Origin of the sequence: Rhodopila globiformis, assembly GCF_002937115.1 — a bacterium.
Classification (GTDB): Bacteria; Pseudomonadota; Alphaproteobacteria; order Acetobacterales; family Acetobacteraceae; genus Rhodopila; species Rhodopila globiformis.
Genome location: NZ_NHRY01000212.1, coordinates 1 through 15,034, shown reverse-complemented (window position 1 = coordinate 15,034; position 15,034 = coordinate 1). Strand labels below are relative to the sequence as shown.

Sequence of the window (15,034 nt, the reverse complement as noted above, 5' to 3'; positions counted from 1 at the left end):
GCGCTCTGCGTCGAAACGCGGTGGTGACAGCGGCACCAGCGGCGACAATTCATATCGAAACGCGGTGGTGACAGCGGCACCAGCGGCGACAATTCATATCGAAACGCGGTGATGACAGCGGCACCAGCGGCGACAGTTGATCCCGAACGGCGCCAGGTCATGTTGCGATCAGGCCGCGCGGATCGGCGGATGATGTACCCGCCAGGCTTGGCCCCAACCGGTTGTGCCGTCCCTGCATCACCATCAATATCGGTTGGATACTCAACAAAGTTGTGACACGGTCGTGAGACTGCCCCGATTCCGGGTCTAGCCGCGACTCGCACCCCAACCGCATCCTTTGTATATGCAAATCGTGCCCATCGCCCCCGACATCGACCCCTCCCTTGCCATCCGAGAGTCCGACATCAAGCGGTTCTTCCCCCCGGGAACCCTGTCGGCCGGGCGCTCCTATGAGCAGCGCGGGCGCGTGCAGGACCTGGAGATCGCGGAACGCGGCGCCGTCATCAAGGCCACCACCCAGGGGACCCGGTCGGATCCCTACGTCCAGACGCTGCGGATCAGCCAGTCGCCCAACAACGGCATCCGCATCGCCGGCGCCTGCAACTGCCCGGCCGGGCGTGGCTGCAAGCACCTCGCGGCGGTGCTGGTGGCGGCCCATCGCAAGCAGCACATCGTCGCCCCCCGCCCGGAGCCGGCGGCGAAAGCCCCGGCGAAGAAGCCGGTTGCCGCCGAGGCCGAGCTGCCGGCGCAGATCCAGACCTGGCTGGCCGATTTCGACCGCGAGGACGAGGAACCGACCGAGACGTACCCGGCCTCGATCCGCAGCCGGATCTTCTATGTATTGAACGCAGAAACGAACGCCACGGGCGTGCCGCGACTGCTGATCGACCCAATGACGGTCGGTCTGCGCAAGGACGACAGCGTCGGCACCGTGAAGCGTTACGCGCCGCGCCAGATCAACGTGCCGGCCCGGTATCTCCGTCCCTCCGACCTGGTCATCCTGGCCCGCCTCGGCCGCCGGACCGGCTACAATGGGCCGACGGCGGACGACGATCCGCAGGACACCATAAAGCGCATCCTGGCGACCGGGCGCGCGCGGTGGTCCTCGGCCGAGGGGGCGGTGCTGACCGAGGCGCCGGAACGGCAGGGCGAGATCACCTGGATCACCCGGCCGGATGCCTCGCAGCAGGCCACCCTGGCCCTGGACGAAGGCCTGATTGGCGTGCGCCTTCCCGCCCCCTGGTATGTCGATCCCGCCGCCGGGGTCATGGGCCCGATTGCCTTCGACCTGGCGCCGCGGGTCGTCACGCGCCTGCTGGATGCGCCGCCGATACCGCCGGAAGCCGCGGCCGAGGTGCGCGCGCGCCTCAGCAAGCGCCCGGCGGCGGCGAAGATGCCGGTGCCGCGGGAGATGGCGGCGGCGGACGTGGTGCAGGAACCCATGCACCCGCATCTGCGGCTGATCAATGGCACCCTGCCGAGAGACCCCAGCTACGGCCGCGGCTCCGCCCGGGCGCTGGGGCGCGGGCTGTATTCGGTGCCGCTGCTGCGGCTGACCTTCCAGTACGGCCCCATTGGCCTGCCGCGTTCTCTGAAGCCGCTGCCCAAGCTCACGGTGGAGAACGGCCGGCTCTACGACGTCGTGCGCGACCGCGCGGCGGAAGCCCAGGCGCTGGCGGAACTGGCGAGCCTGGGATTCGCCTCGGTGAACGAGGTCGTGCCGGTGTATTTCCAGCACGCCCATACCGACGATTTCGTGCTGCGCGAGACCGGCGCCACGCACACCTGGATGCAGATCGTCACCCAGGAAGTCCCCCGCCTGCGCGCCGCCGGCTGGACGGTGGAGGTCGACGCCGACTTCCCGGTGCAGGTGCTGACCGCCGACGCCGGGATCGACGCCGAACTGGTCGAGGGCCACGGCATCGACTGGCTGGAACTGCACCTGGGCGTGACGGTGGACGGCGAGCAGGTCGACCTGGTCCCTGCCCTGGTCCGGCTGATCGCCCGGCCCGAGGCCGCCGCCCTGGCGGAGGGCGCCGACGACAAGCCGTTCGTCCTGCCGCTGCCGGATGGCCGCATGCTGTCGCTGCCGATGGCGCGCATCCGCCCGACCTTGCAGGCGCTGCTGGAACTGTGGACCACCGGCGGCATCGATGCCGAGACCGGCAAGATCGGGTTCTCCCGGTTGGATGCGGCGGACCTGGCGCGGCTGGAGGAAAAGACCGGGCTGGCCTGGCACGGCGGCGAGGCGCTGCGCGAACTCGGGCAGCAGTTGCGCGAGTCCGGCGGCATCCCGAAGGCGGTCATTCCGGGCTCGTTCAAGGCGACGCTGCGGCCGTACCAGAGCCAGGGGGTGGACTGGCTGCAGTTCCTGGGCGCGGCCGGGCTGGGCGGGGTGCTGGCCGACGACATGGGCCTGGGCAAGACGGTGCAGACCCTGGCCCACCTGATGATCGAGAAAGCTGCCGGGCGGCTGGATCGTCCGTCGCTGATCGTCTGCCCGACCAGCCTGATCCCGAACTGGCTGGCCGAGGCGAATCGTTTCGCACCAGAACTGTCCGTGCTGCCGCTGCATGGCGCCGGCCGCAAGTCCTGTTTCAGGAAGATCGCCGATTACGACCTGGTGCTCTCGACTTATCCGTTGCTGACCCGCGACCACGACGTGCTGGTCGCGCAGGACTGGCACGCGGTGATCCTGGACGAGGCGCAGTCGATCAAGAATCCGAACGCCGAGACGACACGCCAGGCGCTGCGGCTGAAGGCGCGGCAGCGGCTGTGCCTGTCCGGCACGCCGTTGCAGAACCATCTGGGCGAATTGTGGTCGCTGTTCGATTTCCTCGCCCCGGGCTTCCTCGGCGGGCAGAAATCGTTCAAGGCGCGGTTCCGCATCCCGATCGAAAAGGAAGGCGACGCCGAGCGGCAGGCGATGCTGAACCGCCGCATCCGCCCGTTCCTGCTGCGCCGGACCAAGGAGGAAGTCGCCACCGAACTGCCGCCGAAGACCGAAATCATTGAGCCGATCGAGCTGGAAACGAACCAGCGCGCGATCTACGAGGCGGTGCGGCTGTCGATGCACACCAAGGTCCAGGCGGCGATCGCGCAGAAGGGGCTGGCCAAGTCGGGGATCATCATCCTGGATGCGCTGCTGAAGATGCGGCAGGCCTGCTGCGATCCGCGGCTGCTGAAGCTGAAATCCGTTGCGACGTCGAAGGCCGGCTCGGCCAAGCTCGATCGGCTGATGGAAATGCTGAGCATCATGTTCGCCGAAGGGCGGCGGGTGCTGCTGTTCTCGCAGTTCACCGAGATGCTGGCGCTGATCGAGGAACGGCTGGCGGACGAAGGCGTGGACTACGTGATGCTGACCGGCGACACCAAGGACCGCGGGGCGCCGGTGAAGAAGTTCCAGAACGGCGACGTGCCGCTGTTTCTGATCAGCCTGAAGGCCGGCGGCGTCGGATTGAACCTGACTGCGGCCGATACGGTGATCCATTACGATCCCTGGTGGAACCCGGCGGTCGAGGACCAGGCCACCGACCGCGCCTATCGCATCGGGCAGACCAGGAAGGTGTTCGTGCACCGCCTGGTGACGTTAGGAACGATCGAGGAAAAGATGGAGGTACTGAAGGAGAAGAAGCGCGCCATCGTCGCCGGCGTGCTGGACGCCGAGCATGGCGGGGCGCTGAAGCTGAGCGATGCGGATATCGAGGAACTGTTCGCGCCGGCGGCGTGAGGGTGCCGGTTGGGGCGCGAGGACGGCGTTCCTTCATCGTCATGGCGGGCGCAGGCCCCATAGGCGTTAAAACAGGGCTGGCTGTTGCCTCCTCGTCATGGCCCGGCTTGTCCGGGCCACCTGTCGCGGCACAGTGCTGGAATAGGTGGCCCGGACAAGCCGGGCCATGACGGAATGGCAAGCATCGTGCCGCCGCCACGCTATTTTAACGCCAATGGGGCGCAGGCCCACCATCCACGCCTGGCGGTGTCGAGGCCGTGCAAACGCGTGGATGGTGGGCCTTCGCCCACCATGACGATGCGGGAACGACTGTGCCTCATGTCCCACTATGCCAGCGCCTGCGGCGACAACCTCGGCCATGACGACAGGAAGGCAGCCATAACGCCGCAATAATAACTCTATGCGTGCAGCCGGGCGATATCCAGCAGCACGTTGGCCTCCAGCGCCTTCTCGTCGAGACGGTTCTTCACAAGATCTCCGATCGAAACGATGCCGATCAGGCGGCTGTTTTCCTCGACGGGCAGGTGGCGGATCTTCGCCAGGGTCATTGCCGCCAGGGCGGTCTCGACTTTGTCAGTCGGGCGGCAGGTCACCATCGGGCTGCTCATCAGCCGCTCCACCTTGAACAGCAGCGCCTCGGCGCCATACTCTGCCGTCGCGTTGACGAAATCCCGCTCGGAGAAGATGCCGGCGTTCCGCATCCAGGCGTCCTCCACCACGACGGCGCCGATACGATGCTCGGACAGCTTGCGGACGGCAGCCTGCACCGTATCGGTGGTACGGACTTTCACGACCTCGTGACCTTTGCCGCGTAATACGTCGGAAATGTGCATGGAAACCGCTCCTGCTATGCAACAACTATCTTCTTGCAGATAGGCATTCGATCGTTGCGTCCAAGCCCGTGACCGAATGTTCAGCCACCGGACAGGATCAGGCGTTCCCGGCAGCGTCCGCCGGTGCAATGATGATACGACGATTCTGTTTTCCCTTGTTCTCAATTTTCAGCACGCGGATCGGCCCGATTTCGCCGGTGCGGGAAACATGCGTCCCGCCGCAGGGCTGCAGGTCGACGAGGCCGTCGTCCGCTCCGATGCGCATCAGCCGCAACCGCCCGGTGCCGCGCGGCGGCTTGACCGACATTGTCCGCACCAGGCCCGGATCGGTATCCAGGACCGATTCCTCCACCCATTCGATCCGCACCGGGTGATCCGCCGCGATCAGGGCGTTCAGGTGCGCCTCGATGTCCTCCTTCTTCGGCGGGTTGGGCAGGTCGAAATCCAGGCGCGACTTATCGGCGCCGACCGAGCCGCCGGTGACGGCGGCGCCCTTGATCAGGCTGCACAGCAGGTGCATCGCGGTGTGCATGCGCATCAGCGCATACCGGCGCTGCCAGTCGATAACCGCCTCGACCTGCGTGCCAACCGGCGGCAGAGGGGCATCGGCCGCCGGCACATGCACGATGGCGTCGCCCTCGCCCTTCACCGTATCGCCGATCGGCGTTTCGGCGCCGTTCCAGCGCAACACGCCGGTGTCGCCGGGTTGGCCGCCGCCGCGGGCGTAGAACACGGTGCGGTCGAGCACGATGCCGCCGGGCCCGGCCTCCACGACCGTCGCCGTCGTGCTGGCAAGCGTCGGAGTGTCCAGGAACAGGGGCTGGGTCATAACGTGCTCCAGGTCTGCCGCAGGGTGTCGCGTTTCGCCGCCAGCCAGAACAGGCCGATGGCGGTGATGATGTTGGTGAAGCGGCCGGCGAACGCCGCCTCGATGGCCCGGGCGGCGGGCCAGACGCGGATGCGGATGTCCTCGTGCTCGGCGATCGCGCCCCCTAAGCCGGCAATCCCATCGGCATCCGCGGGTGGGGCGATCACCCGTCCGGCGTAGAGGTGGCAGAATTCATCGGAGCCGCCGGATGTCAGCAGGTAGCCGCCGATTGGCTCGACATGATCCGCGGCGAGGTTCATTTCCTCGAGCATTTCGCGGCGGATCGTCTCGTCGGGATCCTCGCCGGGCTCGCACAGGCCGGCGGGGAGTTCGACCAGCACCGGGTCGAGGCCGGCGGCGAGGGCGGGCAGGCGGAACTGCTCGATCAGCACCACGGCGTCGGCGACCGGGTCATACGGCACCAGCGCGGCGGCGTGGCCGCGGCGCCAGAGTTCCCAGGTGCGGGTTTCCGACAGCGTGCCGTCGAAGCGGCGGTTGCGGAATTTCACCACCTCCAGCGGGAACCGGCCGGACCAGACCTGCTGTTGGGATTCGATGACGGCATCGGCGGCGGATGGGATCGGGGCGGTGGCGGGGCGGTGAGACATGGCGGAGGTTGTAGGCGTGGGCGGGACGGGTCGCAACGGCGGTTATGGATCCGGCCGTCCTGAATGCCGGGCCGCGCGTTGCGACGGGAACCACCCGGCCGCGTTCGAGCCACCGCGACCGTGGGTCGCCTGATTTCTTCTCTGCGCGCTCTGCGCACCGCTCTGCGCACCGCTCTGCGAACTCAGCGTTGAATCGCGGTGGCCGGGGCGCCGCCGGCTTTGGAGGTTGGGCGGCTCACCGGCAACGTCGGTCTTTGTTGCGGCACCGCATTTTTGCAACGCAGAGACCGCAGAGCGGGGCGCGGAGCCCGCAGAGAAAGGATTCGGACAACCTGCGGCCGGCGATGGCTGGGCGCTGATCGCCGTGCTTTGCCGATCATGGCCAAAACAATGAGGGCCGGATCTGTAACAAGCGAATGGACCAGGCATCGGCACGCTGCAGAGCAATATCCGGCGGTGGCTGTATCAAGGTCACGGCCTGGGATAATGGCCACCGGCGCTGCGACGGCGGGGGGGGTGGATGGCCGGGACACGCCCTGTCGCGTACACACATCCCTGAAACGACCTTCGGTTATCTGAAAAAGTCTTTTGTTATCAGCGGGTTGTCCAAAAATTTCTGTATATACAAAAATTTCCCCTAACCCGTTGATAACACGGGATATCGCCTAATCGTTTCAGAGATCTGTGCATCCCGCAGGGACACGCCCGGCCATGACGATGGGACGATGACCCTGCGAGACCGCATTTTCGTAGCAGATAATCACAAGCCAGCGAAGCCGCTCACCGCTGGCGGTTTTTGTTTATCCTTTCAGAGGGTTGGCAGTACCTGCTGCGTACGGGAACGATTTTCGGGACCTGGCAAACCATACGGTGCTGTGGGTTCCGGCAAAGGGCAACGTGTGATGGGCACGCTTCTGCAGGCGTCTTACGGCCAGTTATCCGATGTTCTGTACGTCTCGCTCGGTTCGCCCGTGCCAAGCGAGGCTGACGGCGAGCCTGACGGCATCGAGCTGGCCTTTGCCGTCAGCGATGGGGCACCATGCGGCGCATCGGTCATCGGCTACCGGCTCTACGGCTGGGACTCCCGCCTGCAGCAGCTCAGCGCAAGAACAGGCGCCCATCTGAAGGTGGATCCCACATGCGTTGAGGCCGCTGCGCGGACGGCGATGAGCGCCCAGATGCTGGATCACGCGGCAGATCACGTACCGATGCACAAGTGATTGGGGAAGCGACGGTAGCCGACGATCAGCTCGGCCGTCACCCACGCCGGAAGACGCAGACACTCTCTAGCCGGGCGGACCAGAGGAACTGGTCGATCGCCGCGGCGCCCGCCAGGCGATAACCGGCACCGTGCATAGTCCGTGCATCCCGCCCGAGCGTCGCCGGATTGCAACTGACATAGATCACAATCGGCACGCCCGCGGCCGCGACCTGGGCAATCTGCGCCGCCGCGCCGGCATGCGGCGGGTCGAGCACCACCGCGGTGAATGCGCCAAGTTCCCTGGCCGACAGCGGCTGCCGCGTCAGGTGGCGCTGGGCCGCCTCGATCCGACCGGCCAGGCCGCCCTGGTTGACGGCCTGCCGCAAGGCGCCGATTGCGTCGGGGTCGCCCTCGAAGGCGGCGACCCGGACTGCCTGCGCCAGTGCGAACGTCAGCGTGCCGCAGCCGGCATACAGCTCGGCGATGCGGGTCTTGGCGGTGATGCGCCCGGGCAGCCCCGCCAGCACGGCCCGGACGATGGCCGCCTCGCCTTCCGCCGTGGCCTGCAGGAAGGCGCCCGGCGGCGGACGCACGGTCACGCCGGACAGCGTGGTCGTTGCCGGGCGCAGCAGGCAGATGGTCTCCGGCGTTTCGCCCGGCGCGGCGCAGGAGACGCGCGGCAGGTTGTGCGCCCGGGCGAACGCCGTCAGCGCGTTGCGGTCGTCCAGCGACAGCGGCGCGTCGGAGCGCAGCAGCAGGTCGGGGCCGGAGTCCAGCAGGTTGATCACCACCGACGCCTCGCGCTTCACGGCCCGAAGCCCGCCCAGCAGCGGGCGCAGCGGGGCCATCAGCGCCATCAACGCTGGGTGCAGCACCAGGCAATCGGTCAGGTCGATCACCTCGGTGGCACGCGGCGCGTGCAGGCCGAGGATGATCCGGCCGCCGGCGCGGCGCACCGCGAAGTCGATCCGCCGCCGCTCCCCGGGCAGGCCCGGGTGGAACTCCAGCGTCTCCGGCACGGCGAACCCGGCCTGGCGCAGCGCGTAGGACAGCAGCCCGGCCTTCCAGGCGCGATAGGCGCTGTCCTGCCAGTGCTGCAGGACGCAGCCGCCGCAACGGCCGAAATGCCGGCACGGCGGCGCCACCCGTGCCTCGTCCGGTTGTTCGACCGTTTCGGCAACCGCCAGCCAGCCGTCGCCCACAGGGCGCACCGGCCGCGCCAGCACCTGCTCGCCCGGCAGGCTCAGCGGCACATAGACGGCTTTGCCGTCCGGCAGGCGGCCGATGCCGTCGCCCTCCGCCCCCATGCGGTCGATGCGAACGGCGGCAGGCGACGGTGGTTTGCGGGGTGCGGGCAATGGCTGAGACTCTCGGGGCGTGGAAAGACAAGGCCAGGGCTCCGCCCTGGACCCGCCAAGGGCCGGCGGCCCTTGGAACCCATTAAGGGGTTTCAAAGGGAGGGGCTACACGGACCTATCAACGACCTTGTAGCCCCTCCCTTTGAAACCCCTTATTAGACGGGATCAAAGGGGCTCCGCCCCTTTGCGGGGTCGAGGGGCAGCGCCCCTCGCCTTCTTGCCAACGACACGAAAGCCCAGGAATGCCCGACGCCACCACCGAGATCGCCCGCCGCCGCACCTTCGCCATCATCTCCCACCCCGACGCCGGCAAGACCACGCTGACCGAGCACCTGCTGCGGGCCGGCGGCGCGATCCAGCTCGCCGGCAACGTCCGGGCCAAGGGCGACCGCCGGCGCACCCAGTCCGACTGGCTGAAGATCGAGCGCGACCGCGGCATTTCCGTCGTCACCTCGGTGATGACGTTCGAGTATGCCGGCTGCGTGTTTAACCTGCTGGACACGCCGGGCCACGAGGACTTCTCCGAGGACACCTACCGCACGCTGACGGCGGTGGACTCCGCGGTGATGGTGATCGACGCCGCCAAGGGCATCGAGGCGCGGACCCGCAAGCTGTTCGAGATCTGCCGCCTGCGCGACATCCCGATCATCACCTTCATCAACAAGATGGACCGTGAGTCGCGCGACCCGATCGAGCTGCTGGACGAGATCGCCTCGACCCTGGCGCTGGACACCACGCCGGTGACCTGGCCCGTCGGCCGCGCCGCGGAGTTCGCCGGCACTTACGACCTGCGCAAGCGGGCGATGCACCTGACCAGCGAGTTGCCGCAATCCGACCCGCGGCTGCAGGCGGTGGCGGACGAGGTGGACCTGGTGCGGTCCGCATTGCCGGAGTTCGACCTGGAGAGCTTCAACGCCGGCCACCTGACGCCGGTGTATTTCGGCAGCGCCATCAAGGACATCGGCGTTTCCGACCTGCTGGACGGGCTGGCGGAGTATGGCCCGGTGCCGCGGGCGCAGCCGGGCGACAAGCGCACGGTGGAGGCGACCGAGGCCGGGCTGACCGCGCTGGTGTTCAAGATCCAGGCGAACATGGACCCGAACCATCGCGACCGCATCGCCTTCGCCCGCGTCTGCTCCGGGCGGCTGACGCGCGGGATGCGGCTGAAACAGGTGCGCACCGGCAAGCAGATCCCGCTGCACGCGCCGCAGTTCTTTTTCGCCCGCGAGCGGGAGATCGCCGACGAGGCGTTCGCCGGCGACGTCGTCGGCATCCCCAACCACGGCACCCTGCGCATCGGCGACACGCTGACCGAGGGCGAGGACATCCAGTTCACCGGCGTTCCCTACTTCGCGCCGGAAATCCTCCGCCGGGTGCGGCTGGATGACGCGATGAAGGCGAAGAAGCTGCGCCAGGCGCTGGTGGAACTGGCCGAGGAAGGGGTGGTGCAGCTGTTCCGCCCGCAGGACGGGTCCGCGCCGCTGGTGGGCGTGGTGGGAACGCTGCAGCTGGATGTGCTGCAGGCGCGGCTCGGGGCGGAGTACGGCGTGGCGATCGGGTTCGAGGCGTCGCCGTTCGCGCTGGCGCGGTGGATCTTCTCCGTCGACAAGGCGGCGCTGGCGAAGTTCATTTCCGAGAACCGCAGCGGCATGGCCGACGATGTCGACGGCGACCCGGTGTTCCTGGCGACATCGAACTTCATGATGCGGCGCGCCGAGGAACTGGCGCCGGCGCTGACGTTCCGGGACATCAAGGACATCCGCATCGACAAGCTGGCGGCCTGATGTCGTGACTTCGCCGGGACGGTCGCGGTCGCTCACCGTGAGCAGTGAGTGGGCACGACATGCGGCGGATCGTTGCGGTTGTGTCAGGGCCGGGCGTGCCCCCATGCGTATCAGGATAGGGCGGCGGTTGGAGAAGGATCTGGTGCCGCGGCCGTTCTCTCTCCGTCACGCCCGGCCATGACGGAGAGGCTATGGATCCGGCCATGACAAAAGAAGCCGCCTATACCAACCCGCCTAAAGAATCACCCATCCCGACTGCGAAGATGTAGCCAATATCAGAGGCTTACTGTGCGATGGATGGAGCCATTTTTCGGCGGGTTGGTATTAGCCGCCGCATCATGGCTGATCAGGCTATATCCGCCCGCTCAGCAGGAGAACGATCACGATCAGCAGGATGATTCCCAGCCCACCGCTCGGATAATACCCCCAGCCGCCGCTGTAAGGCCACGTCGGCAAGGCACCCAGAAGCAGAAGAATCAGGATTACAACCAGTATCCAGTACAAATTCCCCTCCCGATCACTCGTCCAGCGCTTCGCGCGCCGAGTCCTTCAACCTGCCAACGGCGTTCTGCACCTTGCCCGCCGCCTTCTCGGCCGCGCCTTCGGCCTGGGTTTTCGTATCACCCGTAACCTTGCCGGCGGCCTCCTTGATCGCGCCCTTCACCTGGTGCCCGGTGCCCTCGATACGATCCTTGTCCATGGCGTTTGCCCTTCTGTTGCTGGAAAACGATCAAGGCTGGTAGTTGGTGTGGTTTTCCGCCGAACCGCTGAGCTTCTTGCCTGCGGCGTTCAGGTCCTCGCCGGCGCCGCGCATGGTGTAGCAGGCGGTCAGCATCGGTGCGGCTGCAAGCAGGGCCGCAAGCGCCAGCAGAAGTCGTGCGTGTCTGCGCATCCGTGTCTCCGTTCAAGGTTGCAAAGGCGAACCCAGGTTGCCGCGTCCAGGAACGCCGCGCGCCCGATCGCGTTCACATCGATACGGTTTACTTTTTCGTGACGCGCAACGGTCGCTACCGGCTCCCTTGGCTTTCCGGCCCGGATGGGCTTGAGTCGGTTCGGACCTTGCGGAGACGACGGCACATGGCGGGACTGTATTACGAGGAATTCTCGGTCGGGCAGACCTTCGATCACCCATGGACACGCACGGTGACCGAGATGGACAATGTGCTGTTCAGTTCCCTGACGCTGAACGTGCAACCGCTGCACCTGGACGCGCACTTCGCCGCCGAAACCGAGTTCGGCCAGCGCCTGGTGAACTCCATCTTCACCCTCGGCCTGATGGTCGGCATCAGCGTCAACGACACCACCCTGGGCACCACGGTCGGGAACCTCGGCTTCTCCGAGATCCGGTTCCCCAAGCCGGTGTTCCACGGCGATACGTTGCGGGCAAAGACGAAAGTGCTGGCCATGCGGGAAAGCAAGTCGCGGCCGACGGTCGGTATCGTCGAGTTCGAGCACACCTGCTGGAACCAGCGCGACGAGATGGTGGCGATCTGCAAGCGCCAGGCGATGATGCGGAAGCGCCCCGCGGCATGACCGGCAAGCCGGAAAAGCCCGCCACATCGCAGCCCAAAGCCGATCGGCTGGCGCGGGAGGCGGCGGCGCTGCGGGAGAACCTGCGCAAGCGCAAGGAGCAGGCGCGGCAGCGGGAGGAGGCGAAGGAGCCCGACCGCGACAATCCAACCGGATGAAGCGGCGCGCGTCGCTGCCTGAATTGCGGCGGTCAATGCCGCCGCAATGGCTGACTCGGCTGCCATGAACGACGGGGACAGCGGTTCAGGCTGGCGGTGGCGTGCGGCGTTGATGCGGCCGGGGCTGGGAGTGACCGGGTTGGCCGATGGCGGCTCGCACCGTCCGAGAATCCGCCTGAACGGCGGGATCGGCGCGGGTTGATGTCGCGTCTGTCAGGTGGATGGGAGGACGGGCCGGCGCAGGCGACGACATCCGGATAGCGGACGCGGTCATCGGCCAGCAGCCGCCGAGGCATCGGACCATCAGATCAGCGTTTCGAGCCCGGCAACGGCCGCTCATGCCTGGTGCCGAGGCAGTCGATCCAGGCATCCACCTCGGCCTCCGCGACGGTCCGGCCGGCGGCAACATCCGCGAACGCCTCCCTCAGCAGATCTGCCTCATAGGCGAGCCGCTGCTGCTTCTCCATGGCACTTTCGGCCGCGGGCGGGATGGTCTCCATGTTTCAAAAAATAGCACGCGCAACCGTGGCTTGCCAGTGACATCGGCTGACGCCGCTCAGGACCGGATCGGCACAGCGTGCCATGCCGGCGCCTCTTCGGACGCCGCTTGACAACGATCGCTGAAAATCCACACGATAGCATCATCGCTATCACTCGAAGTCCGGCGTCATGCCCCAAGTCTTGATCCGTAACGTCGAGGCCTCCGTCCTCAACACCCTGCGTACCCGCGCCACCGCCCGCGGCCTGTCCCTGGAGGCCGAACTGCGCGAGGTGCTCACCCGCGCCGCCGGTCACCCCCGGGCCGATCTCGCCGAGGAATTCGCGGCTGTGCGGGCCGCGACACCCAACAAGCCGCACCGTCCCGCCGAGGATCTGGTCCGCGAAAGCCGCGACGAACGGTGATTGCCGTCATCGATGCCCGCGTCGCGCTGAAATGGTTCATCGAGGAAGACGGTTCAGCCCAGGCAACCGCCCTGCTGACCGGACCGCACACCCTGATCGCGCCCGACCTGATCATCGCCGAGGTCGCCAATGCCGGCTGGAAGGCCGTCCGGTCCGGCGGCATGACGCGGGAGCAGCATGATCACGCCGCTGCCCGCCTGCCGCTCGCCTTCGACCATCTGATCCCGCTCGCCCCTCTCGCGCCGCGTGCGGTGGCAATCTCACGCGACCTGGATCATCCCGTTTACGACTGCTTCTACCTTGCCCTGGCCGAGGACCGCCACGCCACGCTGGTCACCGCCGACGGCCGCCTGCTCAACCGGCTGCGGGGAACCCAATGGGCGCCGCTCGGTGCAAATCTTCATACGATGCCCCCGGAATCATAATGGCCGGAGCAAGCCCGACCACTACGACACCACTCAGCCCGGATCAGTGACCCAGGTTCTGCACGATCTCCACGGCCATCTTCTTCGCGTCGCCGAACAGCATCATCGTGTTCGGCCGGAGGAGCAAAGCCATTGAGTTTCAGAAGCGTATCTGCTGCAGGAATACGAGTAATTCACCAAGCGCGAAAAGCGCCGCCCCGGCCGCCATCCCAACAATGGTCCCGTTGATTCTGATGAACTGAAGATCTTTCCCCACCTGCAGCTCCAGGGCATAAGTGATCTTTTCCGCACTCCAACTGGCTACGACGCGGGAAAGTAGGCGCTGATCTGGGTGCCGAACGGGGCAACATAGTCGACCAGCATCGTCTCGAGCGCGGTGTTGATGGAGTGCCGCAGCACTGACGACCCGGCGATTTTCTCACCCAACATCGTGATCATCACGGAAAGTGCTTCGACGAGATCGTCGGACGGCCGTCCACTTCCAAGCCGGGACACGACGTCAAGGCTTTGGACCTCCTGGGCGACCTTTCGAATCGGTTCCTGCCATTCGGCCGGCATCTGCTCCACCTTGACGCGGATCCATGCATCCAACGCCAATCGTTGTGCACTATTGGGTGTCTCCAGTTGCTCGATCCACGCGTCGATTTCCGTTTCCAACTTCTCCACAAGATATCGATCGATTACGCTCGGGACGAATTTGCCGGTCAGATTCGCGATCAGGGTTTCCAGGTCACCGCGAAACGCTTTCCTGAGCCTCCGGATGACCGGCAATGCCGCGCTGACGGCGTCCAACAGCATTCCGTTTCGCACTGCCTGCAGCATACTGCTCGCCAGACTCTCGGCAACATTTGAGGAGGTTGCCGGTGATTGGAGCCAGGCAGCAATCTGTGCCGCTCGATCGTCTTTCCGGAACTCAGTCAGCAGGTTTTCGTGGTCCAGAAAGTTCTTCTCCACGAAACGCCCAATGGCGACGCCGATCATGTCCTTGCGCCGTGGAATCAGCGCGGTATGCGGCACCGGCAGTCCAAGCGGGTGCCGGAAGAGTGCTTCGACGGCAAACCAATCCGCGAGACCACCGACGGCGCCCGCCTCGCCAATGGCCCGCATGAGCCGTTCAGCCAATCCGGGGTGTACGAAAAAGGATGCCGCGAAGACGGCCAATGGAATGCAAAGGAGAAGCGTGGCAGTGCGCTTGGCCGCCCGCAGTGCCTGTCGCGCCACTAGGTTGCCCGGGTTGCCCTTCCCGTCCAGGGTGTCCAATCGAGCAAGTCCTTCAAGGAAATTGGTGACACCGAGGCGCCCGCGACGGGCTCTCCTCGTGCAGCATGAGTTTGCTGATATCAAACTCCATGACCGTTTCGGCAAGGCCATATTCGCGCTGAAAGAACCGAATCACATTAGGGCGTGTCGTCAATTGGAGCCAGCCGAGTGGGTCTGGGCTGCAACAGTGCGGCGGAATCGTTGATCAACAAGCGGCTTCCCGATTCCAGCAGCCCCGGTTCTTCGATGCATAGGCAGTCAGCTTTGGAGAGGCTGACCGATGCATCGACATGCCTTGCGCGACGACCAGTGGGAGCGGATCAAGGACCATTTGCCGGGCCGTCCGGGGTCCGTTGGCGTGACCGCTGCGAACAAC

At 66.2% G+C, this 15,034-nt stretch carries 18 protein-coding genes and 1 pseudogene; 8 read left to right on the top strand and 11 right to left on the bottom strand.

The features are described 5' to 3' along the window. Window positions 1-343 precede the first annotated feature (343 nt). Window positions 344-3,730 (top strand): DEAD/DEAH box helicase, encoded by a 3,387-nt coding sequence (locus CCS01_RS19560; protein WP_146101852.1) that lies wholly within the window; start codon window positions 344-346, stop codon window positions 3,728-3,730. 398 nt (window positions 3,731-4,128) lie between these two features. Here CCS01_RS19560 and CCS01_RS19555 read toward each other — a convergent pair whose 3' ends face one another. From CCS01_RS19555 to CCS01_RS19545, 3 genes are all read right to left on the bottom strand, one after another. Next, window positions 4,129-4,521, bottom strand: coding sequence for a CBS domain-containing protein (locus CCS01_RS19555; protein ID WP_204848359.1), 393 nt, complete (start codon window positions 4,519-4,521; stop codon window positions 4,129-4,131). A gap of 139 nt (window positions 4,522-4,660) precedes the next feature. Further along, the gene (locus CCS01_RS19550) at window positions 4,661-5,392 is read right to left on the bottom strand and encodes an alanyl-tRNA editing protein (protein WP_104520449.1); all 732 of its coding nucleotides are present in this window, start codon (window positions 5,390-5,392) and stop codon (window positions 4,661-4,663) included. Then, entirely contained in the window at window positions 5,389-6,039 is a 651-nt protein-coding gene (locus CCS01_RS19545) for an NUDIX domain-containing protein (protein WP_104520448.1), read from the bottom strand. The genes CCS01_RS19550 and CCS01_RS19545 overlap by 4 nt, the downstream gene beginning before the upstream one ends. Before the next feature lie 902 nt (window positions 6,040-6,941). On the opposite strand from CCS01_RS19545, the gene CCS01_RS19540 reads away from it, so the two are divergent. Further along, window positions 6,942-7,259, top strand: a complete 318-nt coding sequence (locus CCS01_RS19540) for a hypothetical protein (protein ID WP_104520447.1) — start codon at window positions 6,942-6,944, stop codon at window positions 7,257-7,259. Between the two features lie 37 nt (window positions 7,260-7,296). Here CCS01_RS19540 and CCS01_RS19535 read toward each other — a convergent pair whose 3' ends face one another. Beyond that, a complete protein-coding gene (locus tag CCS01_RS19535) occupies window positions 7,297-8,598 on the bottom strand; it encodes a class I SAM-dependent RNA methyltransferase (protein ID WP_239992264.1) in 1,302 nt (433 codons plus the stop codon). A gap of 242 nt (window positions 8,599-8,840) precedes the next feature. Between CCS01_RS19535 and CCS01_RS19530 the strand changes: the two genes are divergently transcribed. Next, the gene (locus tag CCS01_RS19530) at window positions 8,841-10,382 is read left to right on the top strand and encodes a peptide chain release factor 3 (RefSeq protein ID WP_104520445.1); all 1,542 of its coding nucleotides are present in this window, start codon (window positions 8,841-8,843) and stop codon (window positions 10,380-10,382) included. Between the two features lie 351 nt (window positions 10,383-10,733). Here CCS01_RS19530 and CCS01_RS19525 read toward each other — a convergent pair whose 3' ends face one another. The 3 genes from CCS01_RS19525 to CCS01_RS19515 are packed head-to-tail and all read right to left on the bottom strand — an operon-like array spanning window position 10,734 to window position 11,274. After that, entirely contained in the window at window positions 10,734-10,886 is a 153-nt protein-coding gene (locus CCS01_RS19525) for a DUF3309 family protein (RefSeq protein ID WP_104520444.1), read from the bottom strand. 13 nt (window positions 10,887-10,899) lie between these two features. After that, a complete protein-coding gene (locus CCS01_RS19520; RefSeq protein ID WP_104520443.1) occupies window positions 10,900-11,082 on the bottom strand; it encodes a CsbD family protein in 183 nt (60 codons plus the stop codon). Window positions 11,083-11,112: 30 nt separating this feature from the next. Beyond that, window positions 11,113-11,274, bottom strand: coding sequence for an entericidin A/B family lipoprotein (locus tag CCS01_RS19515; RefSeq protein WP_104520442.1), 162 nt, complete (start codon window positions 11,272-11,274; stop codon window positions 11,113-11,115). A gap of 185 nt (window positions 11,275-11,459) precedes the next feature. Here CCS01_RS19515 and CCS01_RS19510 point away from each other — a divergent pair, with 185 nt between their 5' ends. Next, window positions 11,460-11,915, top strand: coding sequence for a MaoC family dehydratase (locus tag CCS01_RS19510; RefSeq protein WP_104520441.1), 456 nt, complete (start codon window positions 11,460-11,462; stop codon window positions 11,913-11,915). Further along, window positions 11,912-12,070 (top strand): hypothetical protein, encoded by a 159-nt coding sequence (locus CCS01_RS33840; protein ID WP_158258498.1) that lies wholly within the window; start codon window positions 11,912-11,914, stop codon window positions 12,068-12,070. The genes CCS01_RS19510 and CCS01_RS33840 overlap by 4 nt, the downstream gene beginning before the upstream one ends. Before the next feature lie 308 nt (window positions 12,071-12,378). On the opposite strand, the gene CCS01_RS19505 is transcribed toward CCS01_RS33840, so the two are convergent. Continuing rightward, entirely contained in the window at window positions 12,379-12,570 is a 192-nt protein-coding gene (locus CCS01_RS19505; RefSeq protein WP_104520440.1) for a CopG family transcriptional regulator, read from the bottom strand. Window positions 12,571-12,739: 169 nt separating this feature from the next. Here CCS01_RS19505 and CCS01_RS19500 point away from each other — a divergent pair, with 169 nt between their 5' ends. Both CCS01_RS19500 and CCS01_RS19495 read left to right on the top strand, forming a co-directional pair. Continuing rightward, on the top strand, window positions 12,740-12,973 hold the full coding sequence (locus CCS01_RS19500; RefSeq protein WP_146101850.1) for a FitA-like ribbon-helix-helix domain-containing protein: 234 nt from the start codon (window positions 12,740-12,742) through the stop codon (window positions 12,971-12,973). Then, on the top strand, window positions 12,970-13,398 hold the full coding sequence (locus CCS01_RS19495; RefSeq protein ID WP_158258497.1) for a type II toxin-antitoxin system VapC family toxin: 429 nt from the start codon (window positions 12,970-12,972) through the stop codon (window positions 13,396-13,398). Before CCS01_RS19500 ends, CCS01_RS19495 begins: the two co-directional genes overlap by 4 nt. A 43-nt stretch (window positions 13,399-13,441) precedes the next feature. Here CCS01_RS19495 and CCS01_RS35355 read toward each other — a convergent pair whose 3' ends face one another. From CCS01_RS35355 to CCS01_RS19485, 3 genes are read right to left on the bottom strand one after another with little or no spacing between them, the layout of a single operon-like run. After that, entirely contained in the window at window positions 13,442-13,531 is a 90-nt protein-coding gene (locus CCS01_RS35355; protein ID WP_239992262.1) for an NAD(P)(+) transhydrogenase (Re/Si-specific) subunit beta, read from the bottom strand. A gap of 6 nt (window positions 13,532-13,537) precedes the next feature. Further along, entirely contained in the window at window positions 13,538-13,660 is a 123-nt protein-coding gene (locus CCS01_RS19490; protein WP_338049992.1) for a DUF445 family protein, read from the bottom strand. 38 nt (window positions 13,661-13,698) lie between these two features. Then, window positions 13,699-14,658 (bottom strand): DUF445 family protein, encoded by a 960-nt coding sequence (locus CCS01_RS19485; RefSeq protein ID WP_239992258.1) that lies wholly within the window; start codon window positions 14,656-14,658, stop codon window positions 13,699-13,701. Window positions 14,659-14,938: 280 nt separating this feature from the next. Between CCS01_RS19485 and CCS01_RS35350 the strand changes: the two are divergent. Continuing rightward, window positions 14,939-15,034: pseudogene (locus CCS01_RS35350) on the top strand (IS5/IS1182 family transposase); the annotation flags it as partial.

Coding starts and splice junctions, on each gene's coding strand:
- CCS01_RS19560 (WP_146101852.1), top strand. CDS start 344: ATGCAAATCGTGCCCATCGCCCCCGACATCGACCCCTCCCTTGCCATC.
- CCS01_RS19550 (WP_104520449.1), bottom strand. CDS start 5,392: ATGACCCAGCCCCTGTTCCTGGACACTCCGACGCTTGCCAGCACGACG.
- CCS01_RS19545 (WP_104520448.1), bottom strand. CDS start 6,039: ATGTCTCACCGCCCCGCCACCGCCCCGATCCCATCCGCCGCCGATGCC.
- CCS01_RS19540 (WP_104520447.1), top strand. CDS start 6,942: ATGGGCACGCTTCTGCAGGCGTCTTACGGCCAGTTATCCGATGTTCTG.
- CCS01_RS19530 (WP_104520445.1), top strand. CDS start 8,841: ATGCCCGACGCCACCACCGAGATCGCCCGCCGCCGCACCTTCGCCATC.
- CCS01_RS19520 (WP_104520443.1), bottom strand. CDS start 11,082: ATGGACAAGGATCGTATCGAGGGCACCGGGCACCAGGTGAAGGGCGCG.
- CCS01_RS19515 (WP_104520442.1), bottom strand. CDS start 11,274: ATGCGCAGACACGCACGACTTCTGCTGGCGCTTGCGGCCCTGCTTGCA.
- CCS01_RS19510 (WP_104520441.1), top strand. CDS start 11,460: ATGGCGGGACTGTATTACGAGGAATTCTCGGTCGGGCAGACCTTCGAT.
- CCS01_RS33840 (WP_158258498.1), top strand. CDS start 11,912: ATGACCGGCAAGCCGGAAAAGCCCGCCACATCGCAGCCCAAAGCCGAT.
- CCS01_RS19505 (WP_104520440.1), bottom strand. CDS start 12,570: ATGGAGACCATCCCGCCCGCGGCCGAAAGTGCCATGGAGAAGCAGCAG.
- CCS01_RS19500 (WP_146101850.1), top strand. CDS start 12,740: ATGCCCCAAGTCTTGATCCGTAACGTCGAGGCCTCCGTCCTCAACACC.
- CCS01_RS35355 (WP_239992262.1), bottom strand. CDS start 13,531: ATGGCTTTGCTCCTCCGGCCGAACACGATGATGCTGTTCGGCGACGCG.